At 66.5% G+C, this 16,045-nt stretch carries 15 protein-coding genes; 3 read left to right on the top strand and 12 right to left on the bottom strand.

Annotated elements, in window-relative coordinates:
- Positions 1–3 precede the first annotated feature (3 nt).
- The 5 genes from M1D93_RS06945 to tdh form a co-directional block, all read right to left on the bottom strand.
- Positions 4–792: a DeoR/GlpR family DNA-binding transcription regulator gene (locus tag M1D93_RS06945; protein WP_461174407.1), complete on the bottom strand. Its 789-nt coding sequence runs from the start codon at positions 790–792 to the stop codon at positions 4–6.
- 98 nt (positions 793–890) lie between these two features.
- Complete coding sequence (gene hutI / locus M1D93_RS06940; RefSeq protein WP_461174406.1) at positions 891–2,102, bottom strand: imidazolonepropionase; 1,212 nt, start codon at positions 2,100–2,102, stop codon at positions 891–893.
- 11 nt (positions 2,103–2,113) lie between these two features.
- On the bottom strand, positions 2,114–3,235 hold the full coding sequence (locus M1D93_RS06935) for an NAD(P)/FAD-dependent oxidoreductase (RefSeq protein WP_461174405.1): 1,122 nt from the start codon (positions 3,233–3,235) through the stop codon (positions 2,114–2,116).
- A gap of 41 nt (positions 3,236–3,276) precedes the next feature.
- Complete coding sequence (locus tag M1D93_RS06930; protein WP_461174404.1) at positions 3,277–4,473, bottom strand: glycine C-acetyltransferase; 1,197 nt, start codon at positions 4,471–4,473, stop codon at positions 3,277–3,279.
- Between the two features lie 8 nt (positions 4,474–4,481).
- Positions 4,482–5,528: an L-threonine 3-dehydrogenase gene (gene tdh, locus M1D93_RS06925; protein WP_461174403.1), complete on the bottom strand. Its 1,047-nt coding sequence runs from the start codon at positions 5,526–5,528 to the stop codon at positions 4,482–4,484.
- Positions 5,529–5,655: 127 nt separating this feature from the next.
- Between tdh and M1D93_RS06920 the strand changes: the two genes are divergently transcribed.
- Positions 5,656–6,567, top strand: coding sequence for a LysR family transcriptional regulator (locus M1D93_RS06920; RefSeq protein WP_461174402.1), 912 nt, complete (start codon positions 5,656–5,658; stop codon positions 6,565–6,567).
- Between the two features lie 57 nt (positions 6,568–6,624).
- Here M1D93_RS06920 and M1D93_RS06915 read toward each other — a convergent pair whose 3' ends face one another.
- From M1D93_RS06915 to M1D93_RS06895, 5 genes are all read right to left on the bottom strand, one after another.
- Positions 6,625–7,230 (bottom strand): DUF5666 domain-containing protein, encoded by a 606-nt coding sequence (locus M1D93_RS06915; protein WP_461174401.1) that lies wholly within the window; start codon positions 7,228–7,230, stop codon positions 6,625–6,627.
- A gap of 207 nt (positions 7,231–7,437) precedes the next feature.
- Entirely contained in the window at positions 7,438–8,946 is a 1,509-nt protein-coding gene (gene gatB / locus M1D93_RS06910) for an Asp-tRNA(Asn)/Glu-tRNA(Gln) amidotransferase subunit GatB (protein WP_461174400.1), read from the bottom strand.
- Positions 8,946–10,502 (bottom strand): Asp-tRNA(Asn)/Glu-tRNA(Gln) amidotransferase subunit GatA, encoded by a 1,557-nt coding sequence (gene gatA / locus M1D93_RS06905; RefSeq protein ID WP_461174399.1) that lies wholly within the window; start codon positions 10,500–10,502, stop codon positions 8,946–8,948. Before gatA ends, gatB begins: the two co-directional genes overlap by 1 nt.
- Before the next feature lie 2 nt (positions 10,503–10,504).
- Positions 10,505–10,801 carry an Asp-tRNA(Asn)/Glu-tRNA(Gln) amidotransferase subunit GatC gene (gene gatC, locus M1D93_RS06900; protein WP_461174398.1) on the bottom strand — a complete coding sequence of 99 codons (297 nt, stop codon included), beginning with the start codon at positions 10,799–10,801 and terminating at the stop codon, positions 10,505–10,507.
- A 147-nt stretch (positions 10,802–10,948) separates the two neighbouring features.
- Positions 10,949–12,412 (bottom strand): CitMHS family transporter, encoded by a 1,464-nt coding sequence (locus M1D93_RS06895; RefSeq protein ID WP_461174397.1) that lies wholly within the window; start codon positions 12,410–12,412, stop codon positions 10,949–10,951.
- Positions 12,413–12,596: 184 nt separating this feature from the next.
- On the opposite strand from M1D93_RS06895, the gene M1D93_RS06890 reads away from it, so the two are divergent.
- Entirely contained in the window at positions 12,597–14,333 is a 1,737-nt protein-coding gene (locus tag M1D93_RS06890) for a sensor histidine kinase (protein ID WP_461174396.1), read from the top strand.
- The gene (locus M1D93_RS06885; RefSeq protein WP_461174395.1) at positions 14,326–14,988 is read left to right on the top strand and encodes a response regulator; all 663 of its coding nucleotides are present in this window, start codon (positions 14,326–14,328) and stop codon (positions 14,986–14,988) included. The genes M1D93_RS06890 and M1D93_RS06885 overlap by 8 nt, the downstream gene beginning before the upstream one ends.
- A gap of 15 nt (positions 14,989–15,003) precedes the next feature.
- Here M1D93_RS06885 and M1D93_RS06880 read toward each other — a convergent pair whose 3' ends face one another.
- Positions 15,004–15,387, bottom strand: coding sequence for a RidA family protein (locus M1D93_RS06880; RefSeq protein ID WP_461174394.1), 384 nt, complete (start codon positions 15,385–15,387; stop codon positions 15,004–15,006).
- A 46-nt stretch (positions 15,388–15,433) separates the two neighbouring features.
- Positions 15,434–15,937, bottom strand: coding sequence for a GNAT family N-acetyltransferase (locus tag M1D93_RS06875; protein WP_461174393.1), 504 nt, complete (start codon positions 15,935–15,937; stop codon positions 15,434–15,436).
- Positions 15,938–16,045 lie beyond the last annotated feature (108 nt).

The raw sequence follows: 16,045 nt of genomic DNA, 5'->3' as shown, positions 1-16,045 counted from the left end.
TGATTAGCCTGCGGCGACGATTACTTCCGTGCCGTTGGCCTCGAAGGCCGCCTTGTCGCGCGCCGAGATTCCCGCATCCGTGATCAGGCGGGTGAACTTGTAGCCGTCCATGGTGGCAAAAGCGCGCACCCCAACTTTGGACGAGTCAGCCAGCACATAGGAGACACGTGCCCTGCTGGCAAGCAAGGCATTGACGGACGCCTCCCCCTCCCCCGTGTTGGTAGGCCCGACGTCGGGGTCGATGCCGTTGACGCCGATAAAGGCGATGTCCAGCACCACCTTCTGCATGATGATGTCCGTGTAGGGCCCCACCAGTTCGTAGGACCGCGGATTAAGGATCCCACCGGTAACCATGACTTTGATGTTGGGCCGGACCGCCAACTGCCCGGCGATATTGATGGCGTTGGTAACTACCGTGAGCGTGGGCTGGTTGGAAGGTGCGTTGAGATCCTCGCGGGTGGCCAGAATCTGCGCCAGCGCGGTGCTGGTGGTACCGCCGCAAAGCCCGATCACGGCGCCGGGGGCAATCAGCGCCGAGGCCGCCTGGGCAATCTGCTCCTTCGCCTCGGCGTGATCGTCGCGGTTGTACCGGCCCGGCAGGTCGTAGGCCAACGCACCCGTTGTGGCACCGCCCCGGGTCCTGGTGAGCAGCCGGCGCTTCGCCAGGCTGTCCAGGTCGCGCCGGGCGGTGGCCGGGGAAACGTTGAGGGTGCTGACGATCTCTTCGACCTCCACCTGGCCGGTCCTGGCCAGGAGATCGAGTATGGCCGTCAATCGGTCAGTGCGGGTCATGCAAGGGCCTCCAGCTACTCCCGCCACCGGCTTCGATGACGCTTTCTGATCATAACAGAAGCCTAACGATCATCTAACGTCAGTTTGTCGGGGCAATCTCACCTTGCCCTCTTGCCAGCCCGCCATACAGCGTACGTCAGCGGCATGCCGGGACGGTACGCAAGGTGCGTCGCCGACGGTGCATTGAGCAGGTGAAGATCCGCCCGGTGTCCGACGGCGATCGAACCCACCGCGCGTTCGCCGTCGGCGTCGTTTCCCTTGTCTTTGTGCAGTGCAAGGGCGCCGCCGTAGGTCGCGGCCCGCACGGCTTCGTGGACGCTGAGGCCCATCTGCAGCACCGCGGTGGTGACGCAGAACGCCATCGAGCTGGTGTAGGACGTGCCCGGATTGGAGTTGGAGGCCAGCGCCACCTGGACGCCGGCGTCCAGCAGCGCTCTGGCGGGGGCAAGGGGCTGGCGGGTTGAAAGATCGCAGGCGGGCAGGCAGGTTGCCACAGTGCCCGTCGCACCGGTTCCGGAAGCGGCATCCCACCCACTCCAGGTTCCGGCCAGGGCGTCAACATCCTTATCCGCGAGGTAATTCACGTGGTCCACACTTGCGGCTCCAAGTTCGACGGCGAGCTGCACCCCCGGGCCTTCACCCAGCTGGTTTCCGTGGACGCGCAGCCCCAGGCCTGCGTCACGGCAGGCCAGCAGGACCCGCCGTGATTGTTCAGCGGTGAAGGCCCCCTCCTCGCAAAATACGTCGGCCCACTGCACATAGGGCCGGACGGCGGAGAGCATTGGGCCGCACACGAGGTCGGTGTACTCGTCCGCATCCTGTCCGGCAGGGACCAGGTGCGCACCAAGGTAGGTGACCTGGTCCGCCACGGTGGAGGCGATGCGGGCGCTCCGGACCTCGTTCTCAAGGTCAAGGCCGTAGCCGGTTTTCGTCTCGATGTAGGTGGTTCCCTGCGAAACGGCTTCGTCAACGCGGGACAGCGCCAGGCGGGTGAGGTCGAAATCGGATGTGGCGCGGGTGGCGTTCATGGTGACGGCGATGCCTCCGGCGGAGTACGACTCCCCCGCCATCCGCGCTTCAAACTCGGCCGTCCGGTCACCGGCGAACAGCAGGTGCGTATGGGAGTCCACCCAGCCCGGAAGCATGGCCCTGCCGCCGGCGTCCACCGCGTCATCGGCGGCTGGAGCATCTGCGGCTGCGCCGATCCACGAAATCCGTTCACCTTCGATTACCACTGCGGCGTCCTTCAGGACCCGGTGCTCCAGGTCCTGCGTCATCAGCTCGGCGATATTGGTGATCAGCGTACTCATAGGACCATTCTTCAGCGCCGGACTGACCATCGGGTGGCCGCAAGCGCCCCAGCTGTCCGGGATGCCGGACCGTCTGCCGCCTGCGCCGGGTTGCCGGCGGACTCGAGGCCGGCGAGGATTTGCCCGGCCGCGAGCTCTGCCATGGCAGACGATGTCTGGAAGCCATAGCCGCCCTGGCCGGCGAGCCAGTAGAAGCCGGGGGCCTCGGCATCGAAGCCGGCCACGGGGACGCCGTCGGCCGCTGCGGTCCGCAAACCCGTCCAGGCACGGCGGACTTCCGTGATGCCCAGTGTAGTCAGCTGGTTGAGCCTGGCCACCAGGCGCTCCACGTCACCCGGACGTGGCTTGGCGTCCTCCGGTCCGCTCGGCACCGATTCGGACGGGGAGATCAGCACGTCGTCACCCTCGCGGCGGAAGTAGAACGTGTTGTCCGCAGCCGCCACCATGGGGCTTTGCGACGGCAGGGGACGCTCGACGGCGGCAATCGCCGCGGTGCGCCGGTACGGCTGCAGCCCGAGCTTCTCCACTCCACTGATCACGGCCAGTTCGTCCGCCCAGGCACCCGCCGCGTTGACCAGGACGCCAGCCTCGAATGCCTCCATCCCGGCCCCCACCTGCCAGCCGGAGCCAAGGCGCTGCGCCGAGTGGACCCGCGCACCGGTAACGATGTCCACGCCGGCTGCCAGTGCCCGCTGGCGGTGGTCCGCGAGCAGCAGGGGTGCGTTGCAGCCAAAGGAACCCGTGTCCAGTCCGGCGGCGGCGAACGAGTCCGGGACCAATGCCGGGCAGAGTTCCAGTGCCTCTGCCGGGGTGATGGAGCGCATGTGGCCGCTGGCTTCCGCTGCCACCGCCTCCTCAGTCCCGATCAACATGAAGCTGCGGGGCGTGAGCACTGGTTCGGGCAACCCGGCATCGCGGGCTGCGATCAGTTCCAGGGTGCGGACCGTCAGTTCCTGGACCACGGGCGGGCCGTAGCTGGGGATGAGCTGGCGGGCTGAGCGGGAGGACGTGTGGTAGGCCAACTCCTGCTCAGCGTCAACCAAGGCCACGCTGCAGTTGCCTGCCAACGCCGATGCCAGGGAAAGCCCGGCAATCCCGCCGCCGACGATCAGGACGTCATAGTGTGCTGCCATGGCACCATCCTTGCAGAGTCAGGGACTGGCGGTGGCTGCCGTCAGGCTGCCACCTCCGCACGGCTGGCGACGAAGGCACGCACACACGCTTCGACGTCGTCCTCTGAATGCGCGGCCGAAAGCTGCACCCGGATCCTGGCCGCCCCGCGTGGAACCACGGGGAAGCTGAAGGCGGTGACGAAGACGCCGTGCTGCAGCATCCGGTCAGCCACCCTCGCGGCCAGGACGGCGTCGCCGAACATGACCGGGACGATGGCATGCTCGCCGGGGAGGAGGTCGAAGCCCTCCTCCTCCATGCGGCGGCGGAACAGGGCTGCGTTGTCAAAAAGCGTGCGCCGCAGGTCCGCCGAGTTCTCCACCAGGTCCAATGCCTTGATGGTGGCGGCGACGATGGCCGGGGCCAGCGAGTTGGAAAAGAGGTAGGGCCGGGCCTTCTGCCGGAGCATGGCCACCACTTCCGCACGGCCGGAGACGTATCCCCCTGATGCCCCGCCCAGTGCCTTGCCGAAGGTGCCGGTATAGATGTCCACCCGCTGCGACACGCCTGCGTGTTCGGGCGTGCCTGCGCCGGTTGCGCCCATGAAGCCGACCGCGTGGGAGTCGTCCACCATCACCAAAGCGTCGTGCTTTTCGGCGAGGTCGCAGATGGCCTCCAACGGCGCCAGGAACCCGTCCATGGAGAAGACCCCGTCAGTGACGATGATCTTGCGGCGGGCATCCTTCGCCTCAACGAGCTTGGCTTCGAGGTCAGCCATGTCCTGGTTGGCGTACCGGTAACGCTGTGCCTTGCACAGGCGGATGCCATCGATGATGGAGGCGTGGTTCAGGGCGTCGGAGATGACGGCGTCCTCCGGGCCGAAGAGGGATTCGAAGACACCGCCGTTGGCGTCGAAGCAGCTGGAGAACAGGATGGTGTCCTCGGTTCCGAGGAACCGGGAGACCCGGGCCTCGAGCTCCAGGTGCAGGTCCTGGGTGCCACAGATGAAGCGCACGCTGGCCATGCCGAAGCCGCGTTCGTCCATGGCGCCCTTCGCTGCGCCGATGATTTCGGGGTGGTCCGCCAGGCCCAGGTAGTTGTTGGCGCAGAAGTTCAGCACCGTGGCACCTTGCTGGCCGATAAGGCCGGCGCTGATGTGGCTGGACTGCGGCGAGTTGATGCTGCGTTCGGTCTTAAAGAGTCCCGCGGTGCGGATGTCCTCCAGCTCGGTGCTCAGCTGGTCCTTGATCGAGGTGTACATGGTGTTCCTTAGAGTTGGGTCCAGTCGAGGACAACTTTTCCGCCTGTGCCGCTGCGGGCCAGGTCGAAGCCTTTTTCCCACTGGGCGGCAGGCAGCGTATCGGTGACGACGGCGGAGATGCCCGCGTGCAACACGGGGTTGGACGAGAGCATGGCGCTCATCGCGTACCAGGTTTCGTACATTTCCCGGCCGTAGATGCCCTTGAGCGTGAGCATGTGGGTCACTACCTTGCCCCAGTCAATGGTGATGTCCTGGCTGGGCAGGCCCAGCATGGCGATCCGGCCGCCGTGGTTCATGTTGTCGATCATCTCCGGCAGGGCCGCGGGGTGGCCGGACATTTCCATTCCGATGTCGAAACCTTCGCGCATCCCCAGCTCCCGCTGGGCTTCCCGCACGCGGGTGGTGGAGACATCGATGGCAAGGTCTGCGCCGAGCTGCCGGGCCAGGTCCAGCCTGGGCTGGGAAACGTCGGTGATGGCGATTTTGCGTGCTCCGGCATGGCGGGCGACGGCGATGGCCATCAGTCCGATGGGGCCGGCACCGGTAATGAGCACGTCCTCCCCCACCAACGGGAAACTGAGGGCCGTGTGCACGGCATTGCCGAAGGGGTCGAAGATGGCGCCGAGTTCAGGGGTGACCGACGGATCGTGATGGACCCAGACGTTCGTTTCCGGGATCACCACATACTCTGCGAATGCGCCATCCCGCTGCACACCCACGCTGACGGAGTGGATGCACATCTGGCGCCGGCCGGCGCGGCAGTTCCGGCAAATCCCGCAGACCACGTGGCCTTCGCCGGAGACCCGGTCGCCGACTTTGACGTCGCGGACATCTTCGCCGATGTCGACCACTTCGCCGTAGAACTCGTGGCCGGGAATGAGGGGAGCTTCAATGATCCCCTGCGCCCAGGAGTCCCACGACTGGATGTGAAGGTCGGTGCCGCAGATGCCGGTGGTCATCACCCGGATCTTCACGTCGGCGGGGCCTGCCACGGGTTCCGGGCGGTCCACCAGCTCGAAGCCGGCCTGTGCGCCGGCCTTGTACAAAGCCTTCATCGGCTTCCTTACTCTTGTGCGTCGTTGGCAGGTCCTGCCCTCCTCATTACAGCGAGGAAGAAGCTTTAGCACAACAGCGAAGTTCTCAATCGACGATGTAGCGAAAGCTAACGCTTACACTGGACCGGTGGAGATACACCAGCTCGAAATCCTGCGCGAACTCGGCGCCCTGGGAAGCGTCAAGGCAGTGGCGGATACCCTGATGGTCACCCCCTCCGCCGTCTCCCAGCAGCTGGCCCTGCTGCAGCGGAAAGTCGATGTTCCCCTCACCCGCAAGGAGGGCCGCAACCTGGTGCTCACCGAGGCCGGCCAGGTGCTGGCCGATGCCGGCGCCGCCGTGGTCAGTGCGATGGCCGATGCCAGGGATGCCATCGGCAATTACCATGGTTCCGCCGCGGGCCGGGTAACGCTGTGCGGGTTCCACAGTGCGGGCCAGGCGGTGTTCGCTCCGCTGGCCAGGATCCTGGACGCCCCGGGCCAGCCGCGGATTGAGCTCTCGGACGAGGACGTGGCCCAGCAGGACTTCCCCGCCTTGACGGCACGCTACGACCTGGTCCTCGCCCACCGGATGGACCACAGCCCGCGGTGGCCCGCGGAGCGGGTGACGGTGATTCCGCTCGCCCACGAACCCCTGGATGTGGCATTGCCTGCAGGGCACCGCCTCGCCGGGAAGGCGGCCGTGACGGCGGACGACGTCGGCGGCGAGGCGTGGGTGACCAGCCACACCGGATACTCCCCCTCCGATGTGCTATCCGCCGTCGCCGCTGTTTCCAGCCGCGAGCTGAATATCGTGCACCGGATCAACGACTACTCGACGGTGGCGGCGCTGGTGGCTGCCGGCGGAGTAGTGGGGCTGCTGCCGAGGTACACGGCAGGACCGGTGCTCAACCCGGACATTGTGCTGCGGCCCCTTGAGGGGATCAGCACCCGTCGCCGGATTGATCTGCTGGCGCGGCCTGAGAACCTCAAGCGGCGTTCGGTGATGATCGTCGCCGAGGCGCTGCAGGGCATCATGGCCGGGCTGGTGGAGCAGGGCTAACCCAACTGGGTAGCACTAAGTGCCGTTTTGAGCGTCCAAAACGACACTTGCCGCTACCTACTTTGAGTGGCCCTTGCCGTGGCCGTGTCCGTTGCCGCGCCCCGGCCCGGGTCCCGAACGGTCGCCGCCTTCAAGGATCCGCTCCGCCGTGACCTGGTCCCCGTTTTTCACCCCGGAAATCCGGACAACCTCACCTGTGGCGATGTCCGCAATAGACCCCGCTGCCGGCTTAGGCCGCTTGCCGCCGTCGGCCGTTCCCGGGGTGCTGTCCGCCGCCGGTACCTGCGCAATCTTCGTTTCGGCGGTGACGGTGTAGGCCTGCGAGTAGCCGTCCTCGCTCTTGACGGTGATGGAGGTACCGCTGACCGCCTCCACCGTGCCGTGCTGGCCCAGCTCTGTCGCGAATGTTCCGTCGGCCTTCTTGACCACGCTTTCCCCGTGCAACTGCTGCGGGCGCTCCGCCTTGTCCGGCTTGTCGGACGTCTGGGCCTTGTCCGGCTTGTTGTGCCCCTGCGCCTTCTCCGAATTTGCCGGGGCCGATGACGACGACGGCGACGGCGGGTCGGCGGCCCAGGCGATGGCGACGCCGGTGCCCGTCAAGGCAAGTGCCACCGCCCCGGCAAGCGCGGCCTTGCGGAGTTTTAACGGTTCCCGGCCCGACATACCCATACCTCCCACAGCGACGGCAGGGCCTGTTTCCCGTAAAGGGTCGCCCTGGAGCTTCAGTGTAGGGCCGGCGTGCGCCGCCGCACACGAGTACTCCCCGGCATCTGGGAAGTGAGTACTACTTAAAACACAGCCGGGCCGCAGCAGGCGTCACGAAATCGGAACTTCATGACGTTAGCTGCGACCCGGGTGGGCGGAAAGGGGCTAGACGGTGACGCCCAGTTTTTCCAGGATCAGCTCGCGGACGCGGGCGGCGTCAGCCTGGCCGCGGGTGGCTTTCATCACGCCGCCCACAATGGCCCCGATGGCCTGGACCTTGCCGCCACGGATCTTGTCCGCAACACCAGGCTGCGCGGCCAGGGCGGCGTCGATCGCTTCGAGCAGCGGCCCGTCGTCGGACACCACGGCCAGTCCGCGCTTCTCCACGATCTCCGCCGGGCTGCCTTCGCCGGCCAGGACGCCGTCCAGCACCTCCGAAGCCATCTTGTTGTTGATCTTGCCTTCTTCCACCATTCGTGCCAGCTCCACAATGGTGGCGGGCTGGACGCCAAGCTGGCCCGGGTCGACGTCGGCATTCTTGGCGCGGCCGACGATCTCACCCATCCACCACTTGCGGGCAACGGAAGCCGAGGCGCCGGCGGCAATGGTTTCCTCGATCTCGTCCATAACGCCGGCGTTCACCACGTCGCGGAATTCGAGGTCTGAGTAGCCCCAGTCGGCCTGCAGGCGCTTACGGCGCGCGGCCGGCGGCTCGGGCAGGGTGGCCCGGAGTTCCTCCACCCACTCCCGCGACGGGACCACGGGAACCAGGTCGGGTTCCGGGAAGTAGCGGTAATCGTCGGCGTCGGACTTAGCCCGGCCGGACGTGGTGGTGCGCGTGTCCTCGTGCCAGTGGCGGGTCTCCTGGATGACGGGCTCGCCGGCATCCAGGACGGCGGCGTGGCGCTGGATCTCGTAGCGGACGGCGTGTTCGACGGCGCGCAGCGAGTTCACGTTCTTGGTTTCGGAGCGGATGCCAAAACGTTCACGGCCGTGCGGACGGAGCGAGACGTTGGCGTCGCAGCGGACGTTGCCCCTTTCCATCTTCGCGTCGGAGACACCCAGGTTCTTCACGATTTCGCGCACCGCGGCCACGTACGCCTTGGCGAGTTCCGGAGCACGCGAACCGGCGCCCTCGATGGGCTTGGTGACGATTTCCACCAGCGGCACACCGGCACGGTTGTAATCCACCAGCGAGAAGTCGGCGCCCTGGATACGGCCGGTAGCGCCGCCCATGTGGGTCAGCTTTCCGGCGTCCTCCTCCATGTGGGCGCGTTCGATCTCCACGCGGAACACGGTGCCGTCGGACAGTTCGATGTCCAGGTAGCCGTCGTAGGCGATGGGTTCGTCATACTGGGAGGTCTGGAAGTTCTTGGGGGTGTCCGGGTAGAAGTAGTTTTTCCGGGCGAAGCGGCAGGACTCGGCGATCTTGCAGTTGAGGGCGAGGCCGATCTTGATCGAGGACTCGATCGCAGCCTTGTTGACCACCGGCAGGACGCCGGGCATGCCCAGGTCAACTTCATTGACGTTGGTGTTGGGCTCGTCGCCGAAGACGTTCGGGGCGGAGGAGAACATCTTGGTCTTGGTGTTGAGCTCCACGTGGACCTCGAACCCCAGGACGGGATCGTACTTCTCCATGGCCTCTTCGAAGCTCAGGATTGCGTCAGTGTTCATTATTTTGCCTCCTTGGCTTCTACGAGCTCGCCCAGTTCCGGCGCCTGGGCCAGCAGCGGCCCTCCCCATTTGGCCTCCAGCAGTGACTCCAGGACGGCGCCCACCCGGTACAGGCGGGCGTCCTCCCGGGCGGGGGCGAGCAGCTGGATGCCAACGGGCAGTCCGTCCTCGTCTGCAAGGCCGCCTGGCAGCGACAGGCCCGGAACACCTGCCAGGTTGGCCGGGATGGTGGCGACGTCGTTGAGGTACATGGCCAGGGGGTCGTCCAGCTTCTCGCCAAGGCGGAAGGCCGTGGTGGGCGCCGTGGGGGAAATCAGGACGTCGGCCACGGTGAAGGCTGCGTCGAAGTCGCGCTGCACCAGCGTGCGCACCTTCTGGGCGGAGCCATAGTAGGCGTCGTAGTAACCGGCGCTCAGTGCATAGGTGCCCAGGATGATGCGGCGCTTCACTTCGTCCCCGAAGCCGGCGGCGCGGGTGGCACCCATAACGCGCTCGATGGTCATGGGCCCGTCCTCGGGGAGGACGCGCAGGCCGTACCGGACGCCGTCGAACTTGGCGAGGTTGGAGGACGCCTCGGAAGGCATGATCAGGTAGTAGGCACCCAGGGCGTACTGGAAGTTGGGGCACGAGACCTCGACGATTTCCGCGCCGGCCTCCTTGAGGAGCTCCAGGGAGTCATTGAAGCGGTTTTCGACGCCGGCTTGGTAGCCCTCGCCGTGGAGTTCCTTGATGATGCCGATCCGCATGCCCTCAACGCTGCCCGTTTTCGCTGCGGCCACGAGGTCGGCCAACGGGTCGGAAAGGGAGGTGGAGTCACGGGGATCGTGCCCGCCGATGACTTCGTGCAGGAGGGCTGAGTCCAGGACCGTCCGCGAAACCGGACCGATCTGGTCCAGCGAGGACGCCATGGCGATGGCCCCGTAGCGGGACACGCTGCCGTAAGTCGGCTTCACGCCGACGGTTCCGGTGACTGCACCGGGCTGGCGGATGGACCCGCCGGTGTCCGTGCCGAGGGCGAGGGGCGCTTCGAAAGCCGCGACGGCGGCAGCGGAACCGCCGCCGGAGCCGCCCGGGATCCGGTCCAGGTCCCACGGGTTGCGGGTGGGCCCGTAGGCAGAATGTTCGGTGGAGGAGCCCATCGCGAACTCGTCCAGGTTGGTCTTGCCCAGGATGGGCATCTTCGCGGCGCGCAGGCGTTCCACGACCGTGGCGTCGTAGGGGCTGTGCCAGCCCTCCAGGATTTTGGAGCCTGCCGTGGTGGGCTGGCCCACCGTGACAATGAGGTCCTTGACGGCGATGGGAACGCCGGCCAGGACGTGCAGGGCTTCGGCCTCTGCACCGCCTGCAGCACGGATGGCGTCCACCTCGGCGGCGACGGCGAGGGCTTCCTCGGCGTTGACGTGCAGGAACGCGTTGACGCCCCGTTCCCCGCCGTCAACAGCAGCGATCCGGTCCAGGTACGCCTGGGTGACCTCGACTGAGGTCACCTCGCCGGCGGCCAGCTTTTCGGCCAGCCGGGCTGCGGAGAGGCGGATGAGTTCGTTGTTGTCAGTCATGCTTATGCCTCATCCAGGATTGCCGGGACCTTGAAACGGTTCTCGTCGGAGTCCGGTGCGCCGGAGAGCGCCTGTTCCGCGGTGAAGGTGTGTCCCACAACGTCCTCGCGGAACACGTTGTTCAGCGGGATGGGGTGGGACGTCGCCGGGACATCGTCGCCGGCAGCCTGGCTCACGGACTTGACTGATTCAACGATGACGGCGAGTTCTCCGGCCATCCTGTCCAGCTCTTGGGCACTCATCTCAATGTGAGCGAGCCGCGCGAGATGCGCGACGTCGTCACGGTTGATCGCAGCCATGGATCTCCCCTGCAAAGTTTGAATTGATTTTCCGGTCCATTCTAGTGGGGAAACGGTGATGCCCGTCTGACGGCCCCCAGCGGGCGTCAGACGGGCACCTTCAGACCGGTCACCGCCCGCGAAGGGCAGCAGCACGGCAGCTACAGACTAACCGATTCCGATGGCTCCGGTCAGCATGCCAATTCCCAGCATGACCAGGGAAACCACGGCGCTGCGCCACAGGACTTTCTTGTGGTGGTCGCCGAGGTCAACCTTGGCAAGCGACACCAGGAGCAGGATGGCCGGAACCAGCGGGCTCTGCATGTGGAACGGCTGGCCGGTGATGGAGGCACGGGCCATCTCGGCGGCGCTGATGCCGTAGTGGCCGGCGGTCTCGCTCAGGACGGGGAGAACACCGAAGTAGAAGGCGTCGTTGCTCATAAAGAACGTCATGGGGATGCTCAGGACGCCGGTGATGACAGCCAGGAACGGGCCCATGGAGGTCGGGATGATCTGTACCAGCCAGGCGGACATCGCTTCCACCATGCCCGTGCCGGTGAGGACGCCGGTGAGGACTGCGGCAGCCATCACCATGCTGACCACGGCCACGATCGACGGCGCGTGGGCCACGATCTGGGTGGCCTGGTCCTTGACGTTGGGGAAGTTCACCAGCAGTGCGATGGCGGAACCCACCATAAAGACGTACGGCAGGGGCACGAGGTCGGCGATCAGCATGCCCATAACGGCAACGGTGAGCCCCAGGTTGAACCACTGCAGCTTGGGGCGCAGGGTCTTGCGGTTGGGGTCGAGGGCGGTGTCAGCCATGGCAGTGTCGCTGTCGTCCACCAGGTCCTCGGTGCGTTCGAGCAGTGCCACCGAGGAACCGTCGACGGCGGGGCCGCCCGTTGCGGGAACAGGTGAGGTACCGCGGCCGGAACCATTGCGCGGGCCGCCGGCGGGAGCGCCGCCGTCGAACGCTTCAGCGGTCTCCGGCACTCCCCAGATTTCCGGGGCGGTGGCCCGGAGGCGGTTGCGCTCCTGCAGGCCGAGCAGCCAGGCGAAGGCCAGGACGACGGCGATGCCGGCCAGGAGGGAGGGAAGCATCGGGACAAAGACGTCGTTGACGTCGATCTTCAGGGCGGTGGCGGCGCGGGCGGTGGGGCCGCCCCACGGCACGATGTTCATGGTGCCGTTGGCCAGGCCGGCCACGCAGGTGAGGACCACGGGGCTCATCTTCAGCCGGAGGTAGATCGGCAGCATGGCAGCGGTGGTGAGGATGAACGTGGTGGAGCCGTCGCCGTCAAGGGACACGGCGGCCGCCAGGATTGCGGTTCCCAGCACTACCTTGGCGGGGTCGTTGCCCAGCTTGCGCAGGATAAACCGGACCAGCGGGTCAAAGAGCCCCACGTCGATCATCAGCCCGAAGTAGATGATGGCGAACATCAGCAGGGCTGCTGTTGAGGTCATGGCCTTCATCGAGTCCATCACCATGTCGCCGATGCCAAGGCCGGCACCCGCGAAAAGTCCAAAAACTGTTGGGACGATGATCAACGCCAGCACTGGCGTCAACTTCTTCGTCATGATCAGCACCATGAATACCGCGATCATTGCGAATCCAAGTAATACCAGCACGGCCGGCTCCTTCTTTGTGAACAGCGGCACAGCGTTGTGACGCGTGCTACAGACTGTAGAGTGGCCGCCGTCACGGCCGTGCCTTTGGCTCAATTGATTGGCATACTGCTTATTGCGAGCATTTTGCTCATTGTGCTCACAGCTTCCCGAAGCCCCCCGCCAGGCACCTGAATCAAGGAGGACCATGCCGCGTTCCAGCCCCCGCGCGCCGCTCCGGTTCTCCACCCAGACGCTCCTGCTCCAACTGGCGGTGGTCCTGCTGGTGGTTCTGCTCAGTGCCGGCGTCCACGCGTGGCTGACGTACGACAGGGTGGGCAGCGAGGCGGAGAACCAGGCGCTGACCCTCGCGCGGACGGTGGCCTCGGACCCGTCCGTACGCGCCGATGTGCTGGCCATCAGTGAACAGGCCGGCACACCCCCGGCCGCGGAACTGGCTGCCGGGCCGCTGATGGCGTCGGCCGAAGCAGCACGGACCCGGACAGGTGCCCTGTTTGTGGTCATCACCGACGAAACGGGCCTTCGGCTGGCGCATCCGGACCCCCGGCGGCTCGGGGAACGCGTGAGTACGGATCCGTCCGAGGCCCTGTCCGGCCGGGAGGTCACCACCCGGAACACCGGGACGCTCGGCCCGTCGGCCGGGGCGAAGGTGCCCGTCTACGCTCCGGGCAGCACCACGGTGGTGGGCGAGGTCAGCGTGGGGTATTCGATGGAAACAGTGGGTCAGAGCGTGGCCCGTGACATCGGCCCGGTTGCCCTCACCGCCGCCGGCGCGCTCCTCGCCGGCATCCTGGGGTCCTTCCTGCTGCGCCGCCGCCTCCAGCGCCTCACCCTGGGCCTGGAACCGGAGGAGATCGGCAGCCTGGTCCACGACCAGGTGGCTGTCCTCCAGGGCGTGGACGACGGCGTCATCGGCGTTTCCGCCGACGGCCGGATCAGTGTGTTCAACGCCGCAGCGCAACGGCTGCTGGACTCGCCTGACCTGACCGGAACCGCATGGGAGGACGCCCCGGTACCGGATCAGCTGAAGTCCCTGACCCGCGCCGGCTCCGGGACAGATGCCGCCGTGGAACTGGTGGCCGGCGGGCGGGTGCTGGTGGCCAACGCCAGCAAGGCCCTCCACCGGCGTGAGGACCTGGGGTGGGTGGTGATGCTCCGCGACCGGACGGAACTGCAGCAGCTCACCCGGCAGCTGGACGCCGTGGGCACCATGTCCACCGCGCTGCGGGCACAGCGGCATGAGTTCGCCAACCAGCTGCACACCATCGCCGGGTTTATGAGCATCGGAGAGCACCAGCAGGCACGCGAGTACCTGGCGCGGCTGGCGGCCACGGGACCGCTGAAGTTCCCGGTGGACCAGGCCGAGCTGCTCCAGGACCCCTACCTTCAGGCCTTCGTTGGAGCGAAGGGAGTGGAGGCCGACGAGCGCGGGGTTGCGTTGCGCATCGGCCCGGAAACCCTGGTCCGCGGACAGGTCACCGAGGCGCAGGACGTTACCACCGTGCTGGGCAACCTGATCGACAACGCCGTGAACGCCGCCGTTGCAGGTTCAGCTCCGGACCGCTGGGTTGAACTGGAAATCATGGATGACCCGGGCGACGACGGCGGGACCCTCCACGTGGTCGTCGCCGATTCAGGCGACGGGCTGGCCGAAGGGACGGAGGCGGAAACGGTTTTCGCCGAAGGCTTCACCACCGCCTCCGGTCCGGTCCGTGCAGGCGGCGGCCAGGGCTTTGGGCTGGCGCTGGCCCGGCAGCTGGCGCGGCGCCGCGGCGGGGACGTTACGCTGCTGGACCCGGGTGCCAGGGGCGGGCCAGGAGCAGTTTTTATGGCCACGCTCCCCGGCACCACAGCCGGAATCAAGAAGGCGGAACAGGCAGGCACAGGGCTGGCGGATGCAGCCGGGAAGGACAACAATGGCTGAGGACTTTCGGGTGCTGATCGTGGATGACGACTTCCACGTCGCGAAGCTCCACGCCGCCTATGTGGATTCGGTGGCGGGCTTCCTGGCGCTGGCACCGGTGGGAACGGCGTCGCTCGCGCTGCAGGCCATCCACAGCCTTCGGCCGGACCTGGTGCTGCTGGACGTCTATCTCCCGGACGCCTCCGGCCTGGACCTGCTGCAGCAACTTGATGTGGACACCATGATCCTCAGTGCAGCCTCGGATGCTGCATCGCTTCGCATAGCGTTCCGCCGCGGCGCACTGGGCTACCTGCTGAAGCCGTTTACCTCCGAGTCACTGTCCCAGCAGCTGCGGTCCTATGCTCGGTACCGTCGCCTGCTGGGCCAGCCCGGCGCGCTGGACCAGGATGCGGTGGAGCGGGCCAAGCGTGCCCTGATCCCCGGCGACGTCACGCCGTCGTCAAAGCCCCGCTCGGCAACGGAAGCAGCGGTGCTTGAATCACTGGTGCCGGGTGAACAGTACTCGGCGGCCGAAGTGGCCAGCCGGGTGGGTGTTTCCCGGGCCACCGCGCAGCGGTACCTGTCCTCGCTGGCCGACGACGGCGCGGTGGACATCCAGCTGCGGTACGGGACCACCGGCAGGCCCGAGCATCGCTACGGCCTGCCGGCTACCTGACGGGAGGGTGGGGAGCTAGCTGGCGCTCTTCTGCGCCACGAGCTCGATTTCCACCAGCATCTCAGGGTCCAGGAACGGAAGGACGTGCACCAGTGACAGGGTGGGCCGGATGTCGCCGAACACCTCGCCGTGGGCTCGTCCCGCTTCTTCCCACTGGCTGATGTCCGTCAGGTACAGCTTGGACTGCACCACGTCCTCGAAACTGAAGCCGGCGTCCGCAAGGACCTTGCCGAGCTTCTGCAGGATGAACTGGGTCTGGGTGTAGAAGTCATTGCCCACGATGCCGTCCTCGCCGCTCGCGGCGGTGGCGGAAATGTAGAGGGTGTTGTCCACCTGGACGGCCCGGGAGTACCCGAGGGTCTGTTCCCAAACGGAGCCGGTGCCGAAGGTTTTGCGCATGGTGGGCCTTTCAAAGCTGGAGTGGGTCGGCACCACTTTAGGGCGGCTACAGGTCCAGCCGGTAAACCAGCAGTTTTATGTCAGTCCCGGGCACGGTCCAGTCCCTTTCCGGGACCCTGGCGAACCCGGTTTTGTTGTACAGGCCGCGGGCGCTTTCCCAGGTGCTCCCGGTGGTCAGGGACACACCCTTGACCCCGTCCAGTTCCTTGGCATGCTCAAGGATTGCCGCCATCATGGCCTTGCCGGCACCGCTGCGCTGCACGGCCGGGTCCACCACCAGCATGCGGAACTCCAGTTCATCGTGCAGGGCAATGTCCGCGTACGGCTCGCCGGCGCGGGCCAGCGTGACCGAACCGACCACCTGCCCTGCCCGCTCCGCCACCCAGACGGTGGCCTGGCCTGCCCGCAGTGCGACGTCCTGGACCTTGCGCATGTAAGGGTGGTCGGCGTCATCAAAGTACCCGGCCGCCAGGTAGGAATCCCTGGTGATGCGGGCAACGGCGTCGAAATCGGTTTCGACGGCGGGACGGACAGATATCTGCGAATGCACCCGTCAATGGTAGTGCTACCAGCCAGTAGCGGCGCGCGAAACCGGGGTTTCCGTGACTGAACTATCACCCCCGGCCCCTTGAGTGGGCCATAACCTTGCAGATGCCGC

The sequence above is a fragment of the Arthrobacter sp. Z1-9 genome (genome assembly GCF_054792695.1).
This window is presented reverse-complemented; position numbering and strand designations above follow the sequence as displayed.